This is a genomic window from Streptomyces sp. 2114.4, assembly GCF_900187385.1.
Taxonomy (GTDB): Bacteria; Actinomycetota; Actinomycetes; order Streptomycetales; family Streptomycetaceae; genus Streptomyces; species Streptomyces mooreae.
The window spans coordinates 5,154,606-5,174,849 of record NZ_FYEY01000001.1 but is presented as its reverse complement, the minus strand read 5'-3'; the positions used below and the strand labels follow the sequence as shown (position 1 = coordinate 5,174,849).

Below are 20,244 nucleotides of genomic sequence, written 5' to 3'. Positions count from 1 at the left end.
GGATGTCACCACCGGGTTTTGGGATCACCCCTTACGGGACGTAGGCAAAGAACCCGGGGTCTGCGCACGGAGGCGGCACTCACCTCCGGAAGCGGCGGCGCTCCGGCCCCGACCGCCGGTCCGGGGCGTCCGCGAGCCGGACGACGGGGTCGTCCTTGCCCCCGTGCCGCCCGGCGACCACGGGCTCGCCCGACCGCGCCGCCTTGGCCTTGTACTGCGCGGCGTCCGCGAGCCGGAAGAGCCGGCGGGCGCTGCGCACCGGCCCGATCGGATCGCCGGTCGAGGCGACCCCGACCGCCACCCCTTCACCGAGGTCCAACTCCCCCGCCCGGTCACACAGTTCACCGGCCACCTTGACCACCTCGTCGGCCGGCGGGCCCACCGCGAGCAGGCAGAACTCATCGCCGCCGAGCCGGGCGGCCAGCATGCCCGGCAGCATCGCCCCGCACAGGGACAGCACCGAGCCGAAGCGCTCCAGCAGCCGGTCCCCGACCGCATGGCCGCGTGAGTCGTTCACCCGCTTCAGCCCGTTGAGGTCACACACCACCAGGCTGACCACCACCCCGTCCCTGCGGTGCAGCTCCAGCGCCTCGTCCAGCCGCATATCGACGGCACGACGGTTGGCGAGGCCGGTCAGGGAGTCCGTGAAGGCCAGCCGGCGGACCTCCGCCAGCCGTTCGGTCTGGGCGATCCCGGCCGCCGTCACCGCGGCGAGCACGCTCGCGAAGTCGGCGTCCGGCCGGCCGAAGACCGGCTCCCCCGTGCGCCGCGCGACATACAGCTCGCCCCATGCCCGGCCGTGCAGCACGATCGGCGCGACCACGCAGCAGCCCCGGCCACGGCGGCGCAGCGCGGCCACCCGCTGGGGGTTGGCGCCACCCTCACCCGCGACCTCGTCCCGGCGCTGCGCCGCGGCCGCGGACACCGGGCCGTCGTGCGGCTCCTGGGCGGTCTCCACCCAGGCGCTGGGTTCGCCGCCGCCCGCCCACTGCTCGTGCAGGAAGCCGACGATCTCCGGGAATTCGTGGACGGGGTAGCTCTCGTCGTCCGGGAACTCCTCCTCGTCGGCGGCGAGTTCGCCGACGTTGACCAGCACCCGCAGCTTGCCCAGCTCGCGCTCCCACTTCGAGATCGCCGCGAAGGATCCCCCCAGGGCCTGGCGCACTCCCTGCGCCGCGGCGTGCGCCGAGTCGCGCGGTGTATGCGCGGCCGCCATCGCCTGCGCCAGCTCCACCACGGCACGCAGCCTCGCATCGCCCTCGCCCGTCACCGGATCCTCGCATTCCGTCACCGTGCCTACGCTCCGTCATTACAGCGTAGGAATGTTTAACCCCTTTCGCCCCTTTCCGTGGGGGATTGACACCTAGGCGTTATTCGCGCCGCTCTTGGTGTCCCTGCTGGTGCCCTCTTGGTGCCGCTCATCGCTTGGTTCCCGGGGTCGTTCCTGGTCGGGCGCCTGGCCTTCGTCCCCGTCGCCCCGGCTCGCGTCACTCGCCGGGCCACTTTGGATCGCGCTTCTCGTTGAAGGCCGCCACGCCCTCCGCGCGGTCCCCGGAGAAGGCCACACTGCGCCAGGCGCCGTCCTCCAGTTCCAGGCCGGCCCGCAGGTCCATCCCGTGCCCCAGGCGCATGGCGCGCTTGGCCGCACGCAAACCGACCGGCGAGTGACGCGCGATCGCGGCCGCCAGCTCCAGCGCCCCGTCCCGGTCCTGCCCGTCCGCCACCAGCCGGTCGACCAGGCCCAGCTCCGCGGCCTCGGCCGCCCGCACCCGGCGCGCGGTGAAGACCAGCTCGGCGGCGCGCGCCGCGCCCACCCGGCGCGGCAGCAGCTGGGTGCCCCCGCCGCCCGGGATGACGCCCACCGACACCTCCGGCAGCCCCACCTCCGCCGTGCCGTCCGCGACGATCAGATCGCAGGCGAGCGCCAGCTCGAAGCCGCCGCCGAGCGCGAAGCCGTGCACCGCGGCGATGGTGGGCATCGGCAGTTCCAGTACGCCGGTGTACGCGGCACGGGTGTGCGGCCGCTGGCGCATCAGGTCCGCGTCGGTGAAGGAGTTGCGCTCCTTGAGGTCCGCGCCCACGCAGAACGCCCGCTCGTGGGTGGAGCTGAGGACCACCGCCCGTACGGAGCGGTCCGCGGCCAGCTCGGCGCAGGCCTGCGCCAGGCTGTCGGCCATGGCCGTCGAGACGGCGTTCATGGCCTTCGGGCGGTCCATGATCAGCTCCGCCACGTGGCCGTGGCGTTCGACGGCCACCCAGCCGTCCGTGCCGAACTGTTGCCGTTGCCCCTGCCGTTCCATGCAACCCTCCCTGTTAACGGGCGTTGACCTGACGTGGGGATCATGCCAGGTGGGCGGCCACGGGGACAGGGATGGGGCGGATGGGGCAGCAGGGAGCAGGGCGGCGGCTCGGGTGGGGTGGTTGCCGTGCCGCGGGTGGGGCGGCGGTTCCGTGGGGCTGGACTGCGCCTGGGCCTGAGGCTGAGGCTCAGTCGCCGGTGCCCTGAGCGGCGCGGCGGCTCAGCAGCCATGGCTCGACCACGCCCAGGCCGCGCACGGGGCGCTGCCACATCGGCTGGAGGGCGAAGCGGTACGACGGCGGCGGGGCGCCGGTGCCCTCCGCGGCCGCCTTCTCCGCGGCCGCGGCGTCGGCCTCGGAGACCGGCGCGTCACCGATACGGCCCAGCTCCTCGGCGAACGCCTCGTCCACCAGCACGGTGTCCTTCGGCGCTATCGAGGTGAGGCGGCTGGCGAGGTTGACGGTCGTACCGAAGACATCGCCCATCCGGGTCGTGACCGTGCCGAAGGCGATGCCGACCCGCAGTTCCGGCATCGTCTCGTCATGGGTCATCGTCTCGATCAGCCGCAGCCCGATCTCGGCGGCGATACCCGCGTCATCGGCGGAGAAAAGGACCTCGTCGCCGAGGGTCTTGATGAGCCGGCCGCCGTGCGCTGCCACCAGGTCGGAGCAGGTCGTCTCGAACGCCTCCACCAGCTCGCCCAGCTCCTCCTCCTCCAGGCGACGGGTCAGCCGGGTGAAACCGACCAGGTCGGCGAAGCCGACGGCGAGCCGGCGGTCGACCATCTCCGCGTCGTCCTGGGCCCGGACGACGCGGCCGGTGGCGGCCGCGAGCTGGCGGCGCCAGACGTAGACCAGGAACTCCTCCAGCTCGGGGAGCAGCAGCTCGACCAGCGGGTAGGTGATCTCCGTCCGGGTCAGGCCGGAGTCCTGCGGCTCGGTCAGGCCCTCCAGGAAGGAGTCGATCTGCCAGTCGGCCAGACGGGCGGTGGTCTGGCCCGTGGAGCGGGCGACCTGGATGGCCATGGCCTCGCTCAGCAGCCCGGCCTCGACGAGACCGGACAGCCGGCGCAGGGCCAGCACGTCGGCCTCGGTGAGGGCCTTGACCTGGCCGATGTCGGCGAAGCCCATGGCCCGCCAGAAGCGGGCCGCGAGGTCCATGGAGACACCGGCGCCGCGGGCCGCCTGGAACGGGGTGTAGCGGCGGTCGGCGCCGAGGATGAGCTGTTCGAGGCGGACGGCGATGTTGTTCTCGTCGCCGTGGTCGGTGGGCTCGCTCCTGCCGGTGACGGTGTCGCCCCAGCCCCGTGCGGGATCGTCGACGGGGACGTCGCGCACGGCGTCGTCCTCGGTGTCCATGTCGCGCGGGGTGGCGCCCGAGTCGTCGGCGGTCACCGGCCGCTCCCTGTCCGATCCCTGCGCACTGCCCTTCCGATCACTGCTCGCCGGTGGTCCGCTCCCTGGCGGACCGCCTCAACGATACGGCAGGTGTGCTCTGGCTCACTCTCACATGTTGGCTATGGACAAGGAAGGGGTGGGGGTGGGCCGGCGCGGCGGCGCGGCTGGGGCCCGCGGGGTTAGGGGGTGTCTGGGCGGAGTGGGTCCGGCGTCGGCCGGTGGGGGCTGCCGTTGCGTGTCTCCGCTTTGGGTGGTGGGCCGGAGAGGACGCCCGGTACACCCCCCGCTACGTCTCCGTTGCCGGGCGAAGATGGACGATGTCGCCGGCGCTCACGGGCTGCTGTACGCCGTTTGCGGTGGCCAGTACCAGGCGGCCGTCGGTGTCGATGGCCACGGCCTCGCCGGTGAGGGCGGTGTCGCCGGGGAGCTCGGCGCGTACGGAGCGGCCGAGGGTGGCGCAGCCTGCGGCGTAGGCCTCGTGGAGGCCGCTGGTGGCGGGGTCGCCGTCGGCGGACTGCCACTCGGTGTACCAGTGCTCCAGGGAGCGGAGGATGGCGCGCAGCAGCGGGTCACGGTCGGTGGTGGTGGCGCCGGCCAGGGCCAGGGAGCCCGCGGTGGGCACCGGGAGTTCGGCGGCAGTGAGGGAGACGTTGAGGCCGATGCCGATGACGACGCCGGGGCCGGCGCGTTCGGCCAGGATGCCGCCCACCTTGCGTTCCGTGAGGGTTCCCCCGGGGCGCAGGGCGTCGGAGTCCTCGGAAGTTACGAGCAGGTCGTTGGGCCACTTGAGGGCCGTGTCGACGCCGGCCGTCCGGGAGAGGGCGGCCGCGGTGGCGACTCCGGTGAGCAGGGGGAGCCAGCCCCAGCGCGCCACGGGGACCCGGGGGATGAGGTAGACGGAGAGGAACAGGCCCGAGCGCGGGGGCGCCGACCAGGTGCGGTCGAGGCGGCCGCGGCCGGCCGACTGTTCCTCGGCGACGAGGACGGCGCCCGCCGCCTCCCCTTGTGCCGCACGGGCCGCCAGGTCGGTGTTGGTGGAGCCGGTGGCGGAGACGACGTCCAGGGCGGTCCAGAGCGAGTCGGGCCGTACGAGGGCGCGGCGCAGCGCCGTGGCGTTCAGCGGAGGGCGGCCCAGATCGCTCCAGCGACCGGCATCTTTGTCCGGGTTTTCCGGTGGTTGAGACGTCATGGGACCAGCCTAGGTGTGGTCAACGACGCAGTGCCGCTGAGCAGTCCCGCCGATACGCTACGGATCGGTAGCCAATCCCGTACCACCCTCAGTACGAGCACCAGTCCAGGACGAGCAGGAGCCGCATCCCGATGTCCGAGCCGGAAGCAAACATCCACACCACCGCGGGCAAACTGGCGGACCTGCAGCGGCGGGTCGAAGAGGCCACGCACGCCGGTTCCGCCCGTGCAGTGGAAAAGCAGCACGCAAAGGGGAAGTTGACGGCGCGTGAGCGCATCGATCTGCTGCTGGACGAGGGCTCGTTCGTCGAGCTGGACGAGTTCGCGCGGCACCGGTCGACGAATTTCGGGCTGGACCAGACCCGCCCCTACGGCGACGGTGTGGTGTCCGGCTACGGCACGGTCGACGGCCGCCCGGTGGCCGTGTTCTCCCAGGACTTCACGGTCTTCGGCGGGGCGCTGGGCGAGGTCTTCGGCGAGAAGATCGTCAAGGTGATGGACTTCGCGCTCAAGACCGGCTGCCCGGTCATCGGCATCAACGACTCCGGCGGTGCGCGCATCCAGGAAGGCGTGGCCTCGCTGGGCATGTACGGCGAGATCTTCCGCCGCAACACCCATGCGTCCGGCGTGATCCCGCAGATCAGCCTGATCGTCGGCCCCTGTGCGGGCGGCGCGGTCTACTCCCCCGCCATCACCGACTTCACCGTCATGGTGGACCAGACCTCGCACATGTTCATCACCGGTCCCGATGTCATCAAGACGGTGACCGGCGAGGACGTCGGCTTCGAGGAGCTGGGCGGCGCCCGTACGCACAACACCACCTCCGGTGTGGCGCACCACATGGCGGGTGACGAGAAGGACGCCATCGAGTACATCAAGGGCCTGCTGTCCTACCTGCCGTCCAACAACCTCTCGGAGGCGCCGGCCTTCCCGGAGGAGGCGGACCTGGAGACCTCGGACACCGACCGCGAGCTGGACGTCCTGATCCCGGATTCGGCCAATCAGCCGTACGACATGCATGTCGCGATCGAGCACGTCCTGGACGACAACGAGTTCCTGGAGACCCAGGCGCTGTTCGCGCCGAACATCCTGACCGGCTTCGGGCGGGTCGAGGGCCATGCGGTCGGCGTGGTCGCCAACCAGCCGATGCAGTTCGCGGGCATCCTGGACATCAAGGCCTCGGAGAAGGCCGCGCGGTTCGTGCGGACCTGCGACGCGTTCAACGTCCCGGTGATCACCTTCGTGGACGTGCCCGGCTTCCTGCCCGGCACCGACCAGGAGTGGGACGGGATCATCCGGCGCGGCGCCAAGCTGATCTACGCGTACGCGGAGGCGACGGTCCCGCTGATCACGGTCATCACGCGTAAGGCGTTCGGTGGCGCGTACGACGTCATGGGCTCCAAGCACCTGGGGGCGGACCTCAACCTGGCCTGGCCGACCGCGCAGATCGCCGTCATGGGCGCGCAGGGCGCGGTCAACATCCTGCACCGCCGCACGCTGGCCGCGATCGAGGACCAGGCCGCGCAGGACGAGCGGCGCCAGGAGCTGATCCAGGAGTACGAGGACGCCCTGCTCAACCCGTACGTCGCGGCCGAGCGCGGCTACATCGACGCGGTGATCATGCCGTCCGAGACGCGCCGGCACATCGTCCGCGGGCTGCGCACGCTGCGCAACAAGCGCGAGGCGCTGCCGCCGAAGAAGCACGGCAACATTCCGCTCTGACCGGCAGAACCAGCGAAGGAGGGCCGTTTCGATGATCAGGGTCGTACGGGGCAATCCCACACCCGAGGAGCTGGCCGCCGCACTGGCGGTGGTGCAGGTCCGCGCGGCGGCTGCCGCTTCCGTCGCGCCCGCGGGAGCCGATCGCGGCACCGAGTGGTCCGATCCCGCGTCCACGGTTCCGGCGCGGGCGCGGATGCCGCACCCGGGCCCGCGGGCCTGGCGGACGAGCTACTGGCCGCACTGACCGGCCGGTATGGGCACGATGACCGGCCGCGGAAGGTCGGTGCATAGTGCATTGACTAGTCCTTAACGCCGTGGCGCCTGAGTACGCGTACTCAGGCGCCACGGGCGCATCGGGCTCAGGATCGGTACATGCTGTGGTCAGATCCGCCCGATGAGCCTCCTGAGGAGCTGCGCGACGTGCAGGCCAAGCTCCGCAGGATGAGCATCGTGCTGGCCGTGGTCGCGGTGGTGCTGATGATCCTGATCTCGGGGAGGTAGCCGTTCCCGCCCGCGGGGAGGTAACCCTCACAGTTCCCGTCCGCAACCATCGCCGCTGAAATCGCCTCTTTCTCTCTCGACAGTGCAATTAGGGCGCCCTCCTGCCGGGGCGGCGGCGTCCGGCCGGGAGTGGGAGAGCGATGAACAGGCCGCTGAGGCATATAGCCGTCTTCTGCGGGGTGCTGGTGCTGGCCCTGCTGGCCCGCGTGACATGGGTCCAGTTCGTCCAGGGCAACGAACTCGCCAACGATCCCCACAACCGGCGCGTCAAGATCGAGGCGTTCTCCTACCCGCGCGGCAACATCATCGTCGGCGGCAAGCCGATCACCGGCTCGGTGGCGACCTCCGGTGACTTCAAGTACAAGCGGACGTACAAGGACGGCGCGATGTACGCGCCGGTCACCGGCTTCGCCTCGCAGGCCATGGGCACGTCCTTCCTGGAGGGCATCTACAACAAGGTGCTCAGCGGCAAGGACGACCGGCTGGCCTTCAACCGCGCCCAGGACATCCTGACCGGCAAGAAGCCGCGCGGCGGCGATGTCGTCACCACCATCGACCCCAAGGCGCAGAAGGCCGCGTACAAGGGGCTGACCGACCTCAACGCCAAGGGTGCGGTGGTCGCCCTCGACCCGCGCGACGGCCGGGTGCTCGCGCTCGCCTCCACCCCCTCGTACGACCCTTCGGTGTTCGCCGGCCTCTCCAACGCCGAGAGCCGGAAGTTCAAGGCGATGGACACCGACAAGAGCAAGCCGCTGAGCAACCGGGCGCTGCGCGAGACCTATGCGCCCGGCTCCACCTTCAAGATCCTCACCGCGGCGGCGGCCCTGGAGAACGGCGTGGTGTCGGACATCGACGCCCCGTCGAACGCGCCCGCGCCGTACCAGCTCCCGCAGAGCACCACGAAGATCGGCAACGACGTCGCGGGCGCGCCCTGCGACAAGGCCTCGCTGAAGACGGGCATGCAGTGGTCGTGCAACAACGTCTTCCTCGACACCGCGCTGAAGGTCGGCAAGGACAAGATGCGCGAGACGGCGGAGAAGTTCGGCTTCAACTCCGATGTCTACGACAAGGAGCTCGGGGACCTGCTGGCCAGCAAGAGCCTGTACCCCGACAAGCTCGACAAGCCGCAGACCGCGCTGACCGGTATGGGCCAGGGCAGCCTCACCAGCACACCGATGCAGATGGCGATGGTGGCGGCCGGCCTCGCCAATGACGGCAAGGTGATGATGCCGCACATCGTCGACGAGCTGCGCGGCCCCGACCTGTCGACGATCGAGAAGATCAAGCCGAAGCTGAAGTCCCAGGCCGTCTCCGCGGACACCGCGAAGAAGGTGCAGCAGATGATGGAGTACACGGTCAACGAGGGCACCGCCGAGAAGGCCAAGATCGACGGTGTGACGGTCGGCGGCAAGACCGGTACCGCCCAGCACGGCGCGAACGTCAACGACGAGCGCCCCTACGCCTGGTTCGTCTCCTACGCCAAGCAGAGCGACGGCTCCTCCCCGGTCGCGGTCGCCGTCTTCGTCGACCCCAAGGACATGGACATTCCCCGGTCGGAGATCGCCGGCGGCAAGCTCGGCGGGCCGATCGCGAAGTCCGTGATGCAGGCGGTGCTGAACAAGTAGTCCGGATTCCGCGCAAGCAGTCCGGGCGCCCCGGCGGCGCCCGCGGCTCCGTACGATGGCGGACATGACCGAAGAGCCCCGCCCCCGCCGTCTCGTCCTCGCCTCCCAGTCCCCCGCCCGGCTGGCCCTGCTGCGCCAGGCCGGGCTGGCGCCCGAGGTCGTCGTCAGCGGCGTCGACGAGGATGCGCTCACCGCCGCCACGCCCGGTGAGCTGGCCCGCGTCCTGGCCGAGGCCAAGGCCACCGCCGTCGCCGCCCGCCCGGAGACCGCCGGTGCGCTGGTCGTCGGCTGCGACTCGGTCCTGGAGCTGGACGGGCGGGCGCTCGGCAAGCCCGTCGATGCCGAGGACGCCACCGCCCGCTGGAAGTCCATGCGCGGCCGCTCCGGCATCCTGCAGACCGGGCACTGCGTCATCGACACGGCGGCGGGCGGCCGCCAGGTCTCCGCCACCGCCTCGACCACGGTCCGCTTCGGCGAGCCCACCGACGCCGAGATCGCCGCCTACGTCGAGAGCGGCGAGCCGCTGTTCGTCGCGGGCGCCTTCACCCTCGACGGCCGCTCCGCCCCGTTCATCGACGGCATCGACGGCGACCCCGGCAATGTCATCGGCCTCTCCCTGCCCCTGCTGCGCCGTCTGCTGGCCGGTCTGGACGTGGCGATCACGGATCTGTGGACCTGAGCGCCGCCGCTTCTCGGCTCCGGGGCGGGCAGGCGGCCCGGCGACGCATTTGATTGCGCCGGGCGGGGAACCGATGGATCCGATACGGCCCGGCCGACCGGATCGGTGCGGCCGGCCGGGCAGTCCGGTCAACCGGACCGGTCCGGTCCATGTCCTGTGAGGAGTCCGCACCATGCCCAAGATTCTGATCATCGCCGGTGACGCCACCGAGGACCTGGAGTTCTTCTACCCCTACCAGCGGATGCTGGAGGAGGGGTACGAGACGAAGGTCGCGGCCCCGTCGCGGAAGAAGCTGCGGTTCGTGGTGCACGACTTCGTCGACGGCTTCGACACCTACGTCGAGCGCGAGGGCCACTCCTGGCCGTCCGACCTCGCCCTGTCCGAGGTCGACCCGGAGGAGTACGCCGCGCTGGTCCTCCCGGGCGGCCGGGCACCGGAGTACCTGCGCAACGACTCCGACTACCGCCGGGTGGTCACCCACTTCTTCGACGAGGACAAGCCCGTCGCCCACATCTGTCACGCGGCCACCACCCTGGCGCCCCTCGGCGTCCTCAAGGGCCGCCGTACCGCCGCCTACCCCGCCTGCGCGCCGGACGTGGCGATGGGCGGCGGGATCTTCGTCGACGGCCCGGCGGTCGTCGACGGCAAGGTCGTCTCGGCGCGGGCGTGGAACGACCAGCCGGAGTGGATGCGGGCGTTCATGGAGGTGCTGCGGGAGCATGCGCCGGTGAAGGGCTGAAGGGCCGAGCGGCCCGCCGCGGTCCGGCCGGTCGGGTGCCGTCACCGGCCGGACCGCTGCCGGACCGCGGCCCCGTCCCCGGCCCGTGCGCTCAGGGCACCGGCAGCGCATAGAGCGACGTGCCGTGGAGGATGAACACCCGGTTGCCGTCCGCCACCAGCCAGGAACGCTCGGCCGCGGGCAGCTTGTACGTCAGGACGGGGACGCCGGTCGACAGATCCGCGGCGAACACCTTGTACCAGGGGTCGCCCTCGATGGACCAGAGGGCGCGCCCGTGGATGAACACCGGGAGCCCGAGGATGCTCTCCCCGTTCCCGCCCTGGATCTCGCTGCCGTCGCTGCTCTTCCTGATGCTGGGCCACCCGCCGTGCGCGGCGCAGACGGTGCGGTCGTCGAAGACCGTTGCCGGGCCCCAGTCCTCGTGCTTGTCCCAGGCGTCCCGCTCGTCGACCGACCACAGCTTCCTGCCGTCGCTGATCCGGCGGGCGGTGAGCGTCTTGCCGCCGAGGTAGACGGTGGTGCCGTGGACGGCCGGACGGAGCAGGCCGTCCCCTTGGTCCGGCAGGTCCCACACCTGGTGGCCGTCGGCCGTGTCGACGGCGAACACGTTGCCGTCGCCGGTGGACAGGACCAGGCGGCCGTGGGCGACGGCGCCCGGCGGTCCGACCTTGGTGCGGTAGCCGGCGGCGATCCTCGCCGTCCAGCGGATCGTGGCGTCGGAGCGCCGGACGGCGCGGAGTTGGTGGTCCTTCGTCAGGACGTAGACCGCCTCGTCGTCGGCGGCCAGCAGGACGCTCGCCCCGGCGTCGGCGGTCCAGCGGGGCTCGCCCGTCGCGGCGACGAAGGTGCGGATCGTGCCCTTGGAGTCGGCGGCGGCGATCAGCCGGTCCGAGAGGGAGAGGTAGCGGCTGGTCGCGCTGACGCCGCGGGCGGCCCAACGCCGCTTGCCGTCCACGACGTTGTGGGCGGCGATCCCGCCGCCGCGCGCGCCGAAGACGAGGACGTCCCGTACGGGCAGCGGCGCGGGCGTGTCGTCGGCGAGGACGTCGACCGGGCCCCACAGCGGCTTCACCTCACCGCCGCTGAGGTAGTCGCCGTTGTCGGCGTCGAGCACATGCGCCACCGGGGTCTTCGCGGCGGGCGGAAAGGCGAAGAGATCGGTCTTCGCCGCCCGTTGCCGCGGCTGGCGGGGCCACCAGGCCGCCGCGGCGCCGCCGCCCGCGGCGAGCACCGCGCCGCCCGCCGCCAGGCCCGTCAGCAGCCTGCGCCGGGCCACCGGCCGGACGGCGCCGCCGCCGTCGGGCAGGGTCGGCGCGGTCAGCTCACGGATACCGCGCTCCCGCTCCTTGATCGCCTCGGCCACCCGGCCGCGCCGCCAGGCCCGTTCGGCGCCGCGCGGTGGTGCGAAGGCGGCGGCGATCTCGGCGGGGGCGGGCCGGGCGGCCGGGTCCTTGGCCAGGCAGGGGGCGATGAGGTGCCGCAGGGCTTTTGGGAGGCCGGTCAGGTCGGGTTCGTCGTGGACGACCTTGTACTGCAGGGCAGCGATGTGGGAGGCGTCGTAGGCGCGATGCCCGCTGGCCGCGTACACCAGGACCGCGCCCAGGGAGAAGACATCGGCCGAGGAGGCCACGCGGCGGCCCAGGACCTGTTCGGGGGCGCCGTAGCCGGGGGTGACCGGGACCTGGCCGGTGGAGGTGAGGGTGAGGCCGTGCTCGGGGCGGGCGATGCCGAAGTCGATGACGCGGGGGCCGGACGAGGTCAGGACGATGTTCGGGGGTTTGAGGTCTCGGTGGATCAGGCCGGTGGCGTGAATGTCGGCCAGGGTGCGGGCGATCGACGCGGCGAGGGCGCGCACGGCCGGTTCGTCGAAGGGGCCGTACGCCTCGACGGCCTCATCGAGGGTCGGTCCGGCCAGGAACTCGGTGGCGATCCACGGGCGGCCGCCCTCGGTCTGCGCCCCCAGGACACCCGCCACGCCCTTGCTCGTCACGGCCCGCGCGGCCTGTGCCTCGCGGACGAAGCGCTGGGCGAGCTGTGGTGCGTCGGCGAGTTCGGGCCGCAGCACCTTGACCGCGGCGACGGTGCCCTCGGCGTCCTGGCCCACGTAGACCTTGCCCATACCGCCTTCGCCGAGCACACCGAGCAGGCGGTAGGGACCGAGCCGGAGGGGGTCGCCGGTGCCGAGGGGTTTCATGGGCGGTGTCCTTCGGGCGAGTTCAGACAAGTGCAGCAGGATCAGGAGCGTGGTGGCGCGTTCAGCGGAGCGGGAAGCCCGCGAGGAAGTCCGGGCCGGAGGCGATGATCATCCCGCTCTTCTCGTGGGCGGTGAACCGGGTCCCGCTGGTCTTGTAGAACCGCTCGGTGGTGTGCGAGGTGAGGCCGACGGCCCGGAGCAGCTTGTCGGTGCGGCTGTAGGTGTAGGCGTACTCGGAGCCGATCACCGGATGGACGACATGGTCGGCGCGCGGGCCCTCCGCGCTCTTCTCCGCCCATCGCGGCGTCCCGCTTCCGGTGCCGAACGCGACCAGGCCGAGGCCCTTCTCCACCGCGTACAGCACCCCGCCCTTGAGGACCGGCGGCCCGTACGTCTTCCCGGGGCGAGTGGCGGAGGTGTCCCACACCTGTCCGCCGTCGCTCAGCCGCAGCGCCCGCAACGGGCCGTAGCCCAGGTAGAGATGCCGGTCGTCGGCCGTGAGCGGATCCCGTACGAACCGCCTGTCGGCGCCCTTCCACGGCTTGTCCCAGAGCACCTTCCCGGTGCGGGTGTCGCGGGCCGCGATCCGGACGGTGCCGTCGTTCATCTGCTGCAGGGTCACCAGGAGATGGCCGGTGACCTTGGCGGACAGGAAGTGGTTCTCGTCGCTCTCGGCGGAGTGGAACGGCAGCGGGTCGGTCCACTCCGGGCTCCCCGTGGCGAGGTTCACCGCCGTCACGGACCAGGGCAGCTGGCGTTCGTACCGCTTGACCTTCCCGTGGGAGACCGCCAGGTAGGCCGTGTCGCCGGCGACGGCCAGCAGCCGGCTGATGAGGCCGTTGTCCCGGTCGTCCGACACGGGGGCGAGGCGCTTGCCGGCCTTGCCCGTGTCGAGGTCCACGCGGGCGAGGAACCAGGTGACGGACCTCAGCGAGCCCTGCGCATCATGGTGCTCGTCCCTCGCGATCTGATAGACGCGGGTGCCGTCCGAGGCGACCTGCCACGAGTCGTCCGCATACAGCGAGAACGTCCACCGGGACGCGCCGGACTTGGCGTCCACACCGCGCGCCCCGGCATTGGCCACCAGGACGACCTGGTCACCGGCGAGCAGGGGCACTTCGGGGTTCTGGTCGTCGTCCGGGCCGCCGTACTGCTTCTGCCACACCGAGTCCAGCTGCTTCTTCTTCACGGGGGCGACGCTCGGCCCCGGCTTCGGCTCGGTGTACCCGGGCCCGGTGCCGGGGCCCGGCGCCGGCTCGCCCGCGCCCAGCCACGCCCACACCCCCGCCCCGGCCCCCGCGACCCCGAGCGCCGACCCCGCACCCGCCATCAGCAGCCCCCGGCGGGACAGGCGGCGGGCGGGGGCGCCGGCGGACGGCGCGGCCGGCGGCGGGCCGGGCGGTGCGGGCAGCCGCTGCGGGACCACCTGCCAGACCTCGCTCGCCCGCCGCCCGATCTCGGCGAGCACCGCGTCCGGCAGATGGTCGGCGAACTCCCCGTCACCGTCGTGCAGTTGGGCGGCGAGCTCGGCGGTCGTCGGACGCTCCGCGGCCTCCTTGGCCAGGCAGCGGGACAGGACCGGGACCAGGGCGGCGGGCACGCCGGTGAGGTCCGGCTCGCCGTAGCGCACCCGGTAGAGGAGGTCCGCCGGCTGCCCGTTGCCGAACGGTCCGCGGCCGGTGGCGGCGAAGACCAGGACCCCGGCGAGCGCGAAGACGTCTCCGGCCGGGGCGTGTTCCGCTCCGGTGGCCTGCTCCGGCGACATGAAGGCCGGGGTGCCGACCGCGGCACCGGCGTGGGTGAGCCGGTCATCGCCGAGGGCGCGGGCGATACCGAAGTCGATGACCTTCGGGCCGTGCGCCGTGACCATGATGTTGGACGGCTTGAGGTCACGGTGTACGACATCCGAGTGATGCAGTTGGCCGAGCGCCCCGCACAGCGCCGCCCCGAGGGCACGCACCGTCGCCTCGGGCAGCGGACCGGCCTGCTGCACCGCCTCGTCGAGCGGCGGGCCGAGGACGTACTCGGTGGCCATCCACGGGGTTTCGGCGAGCGGGTCGGCGTCGACGACCTGGGCTCCGTACCGTCCGCCGATGACCCGGGCGGCATCCGCCTCCAGCCGGAAGCGGGTACGGAACGCGGTCTCCGTGGCGATCCGGGCGTGCATCGTCTTGAGCGCGAGGGTCCGGCCGCCCGGCGAGCGGGCCAGGTAGACGGTGCCCATGCCGCCGCTGCCCAGCCGGGCGATGAGGCGGTACGGGCCGAAGCCGTGCGGGTCGTCGTGGGCGAGGGGGAAGGGCATGGCGGGCGTCAGTCCTGGCGTGCGGCGGGCGGGAGCGGGAGGGTCGCGGCGAGCACGTCGGCCGACTGGCGGGCGAGGGCCGCGATCAGCCGGCCGGGCAGCCAGCCGGGGCCGAGCGCGGCGGCGGCGCGGCCCGCGGGGCTCCCGGCGGCGTCGAGCACGGTGGCGGGCGGCAGGGGACCGGCGGCGTCACCCGCGGCTCCCGGTACGGCCGCCCGTGCGCCGTCCCCGGCGAGCGGGCTGAGCGCGTCCAGCACCTCGGCGGGGCGCGGCCGGGCCGCCGGGTCCCGGGAGAGGCAGCCGGTGATGACGGTCCGCAGGGCGGCCGGGAGCTCTTCCCGCTCCGGCACGGTGTACCCGGTGGCGGCGTAGGCGAGGGTCGCACCGAGGGCGTAGACATCGCCCATCGGCTGCGGCCGCCCGCCGGCGGCCTGCTCCGGCGGCAGGCTCCCCGACTCCAGGCCGGGCAGCCCGGAGCGCGGCGTGCCGTCCCCGGCCGCGGCCCGTACCGCCCCGAAGCAGGTGAGCCGGGGCCCGTCGGCGGCCAGCAGCACGGCGGCGGGCGACACGCCGGCATGGGCCAGGCCCTGCCCGTGCCCGATGATCAAGGTCTCCATCAGGGCCGCGCCGAGCGCCCGTACGGTGCGCTCGGGCAGCGGCCCGCCGTACAGGGCGAGCGCGGTGGGCAGCGGAATCGCGGGGAGGTAGGGGCGGGCGTGCCAGGGCGCGTCACCGGGCGCGGCGAGTTCGGCGGCCGGTGCGGACCACGGCCCGAGCAGATAGCGCGAGGCCTCCGCCTCGGCGAGGTACCGCCCCGGGTCGGCCCCCGGCAGCGGGACGGCGATCAGCACCGTACGGCCCCCGTCCGCGCTCCGCCCGATGAACCGCCGCTCCGGTACGGGCACCTTGGACCGCTCGTCATCCAGCGGGCGGAGCACCACGTACGGACCGATCAGTCCGCCGTCCCCGGCTCTCGCCCGGTCCTCTCCACCCGCAACTGGCGCCTCCATGCGCACCATCCCCCGTCCGACGACACGCGCGAGAGCCTACCCGGGCGTGTCGCGCGGCCCCGGACGGCCTCGATCCGGCCCGCTGCGGCCGGAGTTCGGGCCTGCTCGGCAGGTGGCGAACGGGGCGGTCAGGCGGAGGAGGGAGCCGCGGGCGATGCTCCATTCGGGGTGTTCGGGGCATTCGGGGAGTTCGTGCCGTTCTCCGTGGCCCCGCGCCCCTCGCCCTCACGCCCCTCCCCGTACGCCACCAGGGTCAGCACCAGCAGCGCCAGCACCACCGTCATCGCGAGGAAGGCGACCCAGCCGACCAGGCCGACGGCGAAGGCGCCCAGTACGCCGTGCACCACCGCGCAGCCGATGAGGGCGATACGGGTGAAACCGCTGGGGGCGCGGTCGCGTATCGCGGTGCGGAGCAGAACGGCGGCGCAGAACAGCAGGTAGAGGCCGAAGACGATGCCGCCGACCCAGGAGCCGGCGGACATCGCACGGGGCTGCAGCCCGGCCAGGGACATCTGCTGCCTGTCCACGACGATGCTCAGAATCCAGTTGAGCAGCACGATCCCGAACGCTTCCAGGACCAGTACCACCGCCGCGGCCAAGGCCACCGGCCGTCGTGCCACCACCACGTCCACCCACTTCCGCCATGTGCCGAGCCGGGGCGCCCCGCGGACGCCCGATGCCGCTGATGCTCCTGGTGCCCCTGTTACCGCGGGGTACGGGGCATCGCGCACGCTACATGGGGGTCCCCCCTCCGGGGGAAGAGTTCTGCGGAAGGTAAAAGCTGGGCAAGGGTGGTGCGCGGGCGGGCGCGGACGGCGGCGACCGGAAGGGTGACGGCACGCCGACGGACCGAGCCGCCCGCAAAGTTTCCTTCGCCCATTCGTAGGGACTCCACAAAGAATTGACGATCCGCTGGACGCCCGCGGCGCGAGACCTAAGCCACACCGGGGCGCGACGCGAAGCCCAGGAATCCGGGCCTACCCTGGGATACCAGGGGACTTAGGTTCCTCACTGGCGCCCCGAGCACACTCCGTGTGGGCAAGCTCACCCCAGGGAACGGGTCGGCACGCGGTGTCGCCAGTCCCTAAAATCGCCGCATCCATTTGTTACGGCGAAGCGCCAAGGAAGGACCCATCGTGCGCAAGGTGCTCATCGCCAACCGTGGCGAAATCGCTGTTCGCGTTGCCCGTGCATGCCGGGACGCGGGGATCGCAAGCGTGGCTGTCTACGCCGACCCCGACCGGGACGCACTGCACGTCCGCGCGGCAGACGAGGCGTACGCCTTGGGCGGTGACACTCCTGCCACCAGTTACCTGGACATCGCCAAGGTCCTGGCTGCCGCCGCCGATTCGGGTGCGGACGCCATCCACCCGGGATACGGCTTCCTGTCGGAGAACGCCGAGTTCGCGCAGGCCGTCCTGGACGCCGGGCTGACCTGGATCGGGCCGCCCCCGCAGGCCATCCGCGACCTCGGTGACAAGGTCGCAGCGAGGCACATCGCCCAGCGGGCCGGTGCCCCCCTGGTCGCCGGCACCCCCGACCCGGTCTCCGGTGCGGAGGAGGTCGTGGCCTTCGCCAAGGAGCACGGTCTGCCGATCGCGATCAAGGCGGCCTTCGGTGGCGGCGGCCGTGGCCTGAAGGTCGCCCGCACCCTCGAAGAGGTCCCGGAGCTGTATGACTCCGCGGTGCGCGAGGCGGTCGCCGCGTTCGGCCGCGGCGAGTGCTTCGTCGAGCGGTACCTCGACCGTCCGCGGCACGTCGAGACCCAGTGCCTGGCCGACAAGCACGGCAACGTCGTCGTGGTCTCGACCCGTGACTGCTCGCTGCAGCGCCGCCACCAGAAGCTGGTGGAGGAGGCCCCGGCCCCGTTCCTGACCAAGGAGCAGAACGCCGAGCTGTACCGCGCCTCCAAGGCCATCCTCAAGGAAGCCGGCTACGAGGGCGCCGGCACCTGTGAATTCCTCGTCGGCCAGGACGGCACCATCTCCTTCCTGGAGGTCAACACCCGCCTCCAGGTCGAGCACCCGGTCACCGAAGAGGTCACCGGCCTCGACCTGGTCCGCGAGATGTTCCGGATCGCCGACGGCGAGGAGCTCGGCTACGACGACCCGGCCGTCCGCGGCCATTCGTTCGAGTTCCGCATCAACGGCGAGGACCCGGGCCGCAACTTCCTCCCGGCCCCCGGCACCGTCACCGCCTTCGCCGCCCCGGCCGGTCCGGGCGTGCGCCTGGACGCGGGCGTGGAGTCCGGTTCCGTCATCGGTCCGGCCTGGGACTCCCTCCTCGCCAAGCTGATCGTCACCGGCGCCAGCCGTGAGCAGGCCCTGCAGCGCGCCGCCCGTGCGCTGGCGGAGTTCACCGTCGAGGGCATGGCCACCGCCATCCCCTTCCACCGCGCGGTCGTCACGGACCCGGCGTTCGCCCCCGAACTCACCGGCTCCAAGGAACCGTTCACGGTCCACACCCGCTGGATCGAGACCGAGTTCGTCAACGAGATTCCCCCGTTCGCCGCACCGGGCGCGGACGAGGCCGAGGCCGACTCCCGCGAGACGGTCGTCGTCGAGGTCGGCGGCAAGCGCCTGGAGGTCTCGCTGCCGTCCTCGCTGGGCATGCCGCTGGCCCGGGCCGCGGTCGCCGGCGGTGCCAAGCCCAAGCGCAAGGCCGCCAAGAAGTCCGGCTCCGCCGCCTCCGGCGACGCGCTCGCCTCCCCGATGCAGGGCACCATCGTCAAGGTGGCCGTCGAGGAGGGCCAGCAGGTCACCGAGGGCGAGCTGGTCGTCGTCCTGGAGGCCATGAAGATGGAGCAGCCGCTCAACGCGCACCGCTCCGGCACCATCAAGGGCCTGACCGCCGAGGTCGGCGCCGCCCTCACGTCCGGCGCCGTGATCTGCGAGATCAAGGACTGACGCGACGGCATCCCGCCAGCACGCGAGGGGCCCCCGGCTGCCGGCCGGGGGCCCCTCGCGTGCGTGCCGCCCGGCTACGAGTTGCCCACCACGTCCTCCGGGAAGCTCAGCGACCGGCTCATCCACTCCAGCGCGGCGGGCAGTTCACGCCGCCAGGTGGCGAAGTTGTGGCTGCCGTGGGCGAGGACGATCGAGTCCGCCTTCATCGGGGGCCGGACCGCGGCGAGGAAGGCCCGGGCCGCCGGGTAGTTCTTCTCGCCGGTGCGGCTCGTGCCCACCAGGACGTCCACGCGGGGAGCGGGAAGATGCCGCAGCCGCCACATCAGGTCGTGCTCCTGGCGGCGGCGGACCCGGCCTTGTCCCTCGCCGAAGAGGTCGCCGGTCGTGGGGTCGTTGCTGACCTTGTAGTCGGGCGAGAGGGCGGCCGCCGAGGTGTACGTACGGTCGTGCCGCATGGCGAGCTGCAGGGCGCAGCTGCCGCCCGAGGAGTAGCCCATGACGCCCCAGCCGCCGGGGTCGTGGCCGACGCGGTAGCGGGACTTGAGCGCGTCCGGCACATCGCGGGCGAAGAAGGTCTCGGCCTGCGGGCCGCCCGGCACGTCGACGCACTGGGTGTCGCGCGGCGGCGCGATGGTGGGCCGCAGCATCACGATGACGGTCGGCTGCATCCGGCCTTCCCGGATCAGCCGGCCGGCGGTCTGCGGCAGCCGCAGGTGCTGACCGAGCAGGAAGGTGCCCCCCGGATAGCCGCTGAGCGCGACGACGACGGGGAACCGCTGGCGGGCGTACTGGGGCTGGAAGTACTGCGGCGGCAGGTAGACGTACGCCGGGTCCACCGCCCGGGTCCGCTTTCCCACGATCCGTACGGACTCGACCTTGCCCACCAGGGACGGCTCCCCCTTCGGCAGACCGTGCACCTTGTCCAGACCGTCCGCCCCCGAGGCCTGCACCAGGCCCTTCGACGGATCGCCGGCGGGCCCGGCCGTCCCCCCGTCGCCCCATTTGCCGACGGCGGCCGGCGCATCGTCGTACAGCCCGAGCAGTTCGTGCCAGGAGCCGTAGAACTGGAAGTTGGCGTTCACCGCAAGCCCCAGCGCCGCCACGACGGCCAGCTGCGTGGCGGCGATCACCCCCAGCCGCCCCAGCACCGCCCGCACCCCGCGCCCGGCGAACCGCGGCCACAGCCAGAGCGTGAGCCCCACACAGACCACGGCGACCGCGGCCACGGCATAAAACAGCGATCGACTGGTCAGTCCCATGACTCTTCCCCAGGTGTTCCGCGCCGCGCGCCGCTCCCCCGGCGGCCCGTCACGGCGTATCCCAGACCCTCCGGAAACCCCCCGGAAGACCTCGTTGCGCCTGGTTTGATGACCACGCGCGCCCACACGTTGCGACCCCGGCACGGTGTTCGGCCGCGCGACCACCGGGGGATGCCGGGGCTTCACGCCCGGTCCGCCGGACGGTCACCTGGCGGGCGGGGGGCCGGTTCAAAGGAGCACTCCGCCGGCTCCGCCACCTCACGTGCACACGGCACCGAGGCACCCCTTAAGGACGCAATGGCATCCTGGACCCACCGGGCCGCGACCGGCCCGGTCGAGGGAGGACGGCGATGGGGACCGAGACGGCAGGGCAGCGGGAGTCGGCGCGGGGTCCGGTGGTGAGCAAGGCGGCGCGGACACCGG

16 protein-coding genes are annotated in these 20,244 nt (G+C 72.5%); 7 read left to right on the top strand and 9 right to left on the bottom strand.

The genetic code is table 11. The features are described from left to right. Nucleotides 1–79: 79 nt before the first annotated feature. From CFW40_RS22890 to CFW40_RS22875, 4 genes are all read right to left on the bottom strand, one after another. Nucleotides 80–1,216 (bottom strand): GGDEF domain-containing protein, encoded by a 1,137-nt coding sequence (locus tag CFW40_RS22890; RefSeq protein ID WP_088802307.1) that lies wholly within the window; start codon nucleotides 1,214–1,216, stop codon nucleotides 80–82. Between the two features lie 271 nt (nucleotides 1,217–1,487). Next, a complete protein-coding gene (locus CFW40_RS22885; RefSeq protein WP_088799646.1) occupies nucleotides 1,488–2,300 on the bottom strand; it encodes an enoyl-CoA hydratase/isomerase family protein in 813 nt (270 codons plus the stop codon). Between the two features lie 187 nt (nucleotides 2,301–2,487). Further along, a complete protein-coding gene (locus tag CFW40_RS22880) occupies nucleotides 2,488–3,693 on the bottom strand; it encodes an adenylate/guanylate cyclase domain-containing protein (protein WP_088799645.1) in 1,206 nt (401 codons plus the stop codon). Nucleotides 3,694–3,982: 289 nt separating this feature from the next. Continuing rightward, nucleotides 3,983–4,885 (bottom strand): biotin--[acetyl-CoA-carboxylase] ligase, encoded by a 903-nt coding sequence (locus CFW40_RS22875; RefSeq protein ID WP_088799644.1) that lies wholly within the window; start codon nucleotides 4,883–4,885, stop codon nucleotides 3,983–3,985. A gap of 131 nt (nucleotides 4,886–5,016) precedes the next feature. Here CFW40_RS22875 and CFW40_RS22870 point away from each other — a divergent pair, with 131 nt between their 5' ends. The 6 genes from CFW40_RS22870 (at nucleotide 5,017) to CFW40_RS22850 (ending at nucleotide 10,150) form a co-directional block, all read left to right on the top strand. Beyond that, nucleotides 5,017–6,606, top strand: coding sequence for an acyl-CoA carboxylase subunit beta (locus CFW40_RS22870; RefSeq protein ID WP_088799643.1), 1,590 nt, complete (start codon nucleotides 5,017–5,019; stop codon nucleotides 6,604–6,606). A gap of 31 nt (nucleotides 6,607–6,637) precedes the next feature. Then, nucleotides 6,638–6,850: an acyl-CoA carboxylase epsilon subunit gene (locus CFW40_RS22865; protein ID WP_088799642.1), complete on the top strand. Its 213-nt coding sequence runs from the start codon at nucleotides 6,638–6,640 to the stop codon at nucleotides 6,848–6,850. Nucleotides 6,851–6,978: 128 nt separating this feature from the next. After that, nucleotides 6,979–7,107, top strand: coding sequence for a morphogenic membrane protein MmpB (mmpB, locus tag CFW40_RS38235; protein WP_256331325.1), 129 nt, complete (start codon nucleotides 6,979–6,981; stop codon nucleotides 7,105–7,107). Between the two features lie 140 nt (nucleotides 7,108–7,247). Next, on the top strand, nucleotides 7,248–8,732 hold the full coding sequence (locus CFW40_RS22860; protein WP_088799641.1) for a penicillin-binding protein 2: 1,485 nt from the start codon (nucleotides 7,248–7,250) through the stop codon (nucleotides 8,730–8,732). A 64-nt stretch (nucleotides 8,733–8,796) separates the two neighbouring features. After that, nucleotides 8,797–9,411 (top strand): nucleoside triphosphate pyrophosphatase, encoded by a 615-nt coding sequence (locus tag CFW40_RS22855; protein ID WP_088799640.1) that lies wholly within the window; start codon nucleotides 8,797–8,799, stop codon nucleotides 9,409–9,411. A 172-nt stretch (nucleotides 9,412–9,583) separates the two neighbouring features. Further along, nucleotides 9,584–10,150: a DJ-1/PfpI family protein gene (locus CFW40_RS22850; protein ID WP_088799639.1), complete on the top strand. Its 567-nt coding sequence runs from the start codon at nucleotides 9,584–9,586 to the stop codon at nucleotides 10,148–10,150. A 91-nt stretch (nucleotides 10,151–10,241) separates the two neighbouring features. Here CFW40_RS22850 and CFW40_RS22845 read toward each other — a convergent pair whose 3' ends face one another. From CFW40_RS22845 to CFW40_RS22830, 4 genes are all read right to left on the bottom strand, one after another. Continuing rightward, entirely contained in the window at nucleotides 10,242–12,344 is a 2,103-nt protein-coding gene (locus CFW40_RS22845) for a protein kinase (protein ID WP_088799638.1), read from the bottom strand. Between the two features lie 61 nt (nucleotides 12,345–12,405). Beyond that, nucleotides 12,406–14,646 (bottom strand): protein kinase, encoded by a 2,241-nt coding sequence (locus CFW40_RS22840; RefSeq protein ID WP_088799637.1) that lies wholly within the window; start codon nucleotides 14,644–14,646, stop codon nucleotides 12,406–12,408. A gap of 8 nt (nucleotides 14,647–14,654) precedes the next feature. Then, the gene (locus tag CFW40_RS22835) at nucleotides 14,655–15,656 is read right to left on the bottom strand and encodes a serine/threonine protein kinase (RefSeq protein WP_176956407.1); all 1,002 of its coding nucleotides are present in this window, start codon (nucleotides 15,654–15,656) and stop codon (nucleotides 14,655–14,657) included. Nucleotides 15,657–15,784: 128 nt separating this feature from the next. Beyond that, the gene (locus CFW40_RS22830; protein WP_256331326.1) at nucleotides 15,785–16,276 is read right to left on the bottom strand and encodes a hypothetical protein; all 492 of its coding nucleotides are present in this window, start codon (nucleotides 16,274–16,276) and stop codon (nucleotides 15,785–15,787) included. Nucleotides 16,277–16,792: 516 nt separating this feature from the next. Here CFW40_RS22830 and CFW40_RS22825 point away from each other — a divergent pair. Then, nucleotides 16,793–18,562 carry a biotin carboxylase N-terminal domain-containing protein gene (locus CFW40_RS22825; protein ID WP_088799635.1) on the top strand — a complete coding sequence of 590 codons (1,770 nt, stop codon included), beginning with the start codon at nucleotides 16,793–16,795 and terminating at the stop codon, nucleotides 18,560–18,562. 74 nt (nucleotides 18,563–18,636) lie between these two features. Here the strand turns inward: CFW40_RS22825 and CFW40_RS22820 are convergent, their stop codons facing one another. Next, nucleotides 18,637–19,821, bottom strand: coding sequence for an esterase family protein (locus CFW40_RS22820; RefSeq protein ID WP_088799634.1), 1,185 nt, complete (start codon nucleotides 19,819–19,821; stop codon nucleotides 18,637–18,639). Nucleotides 19,822–20,244 lie beyond the last annotated feature (423 nt).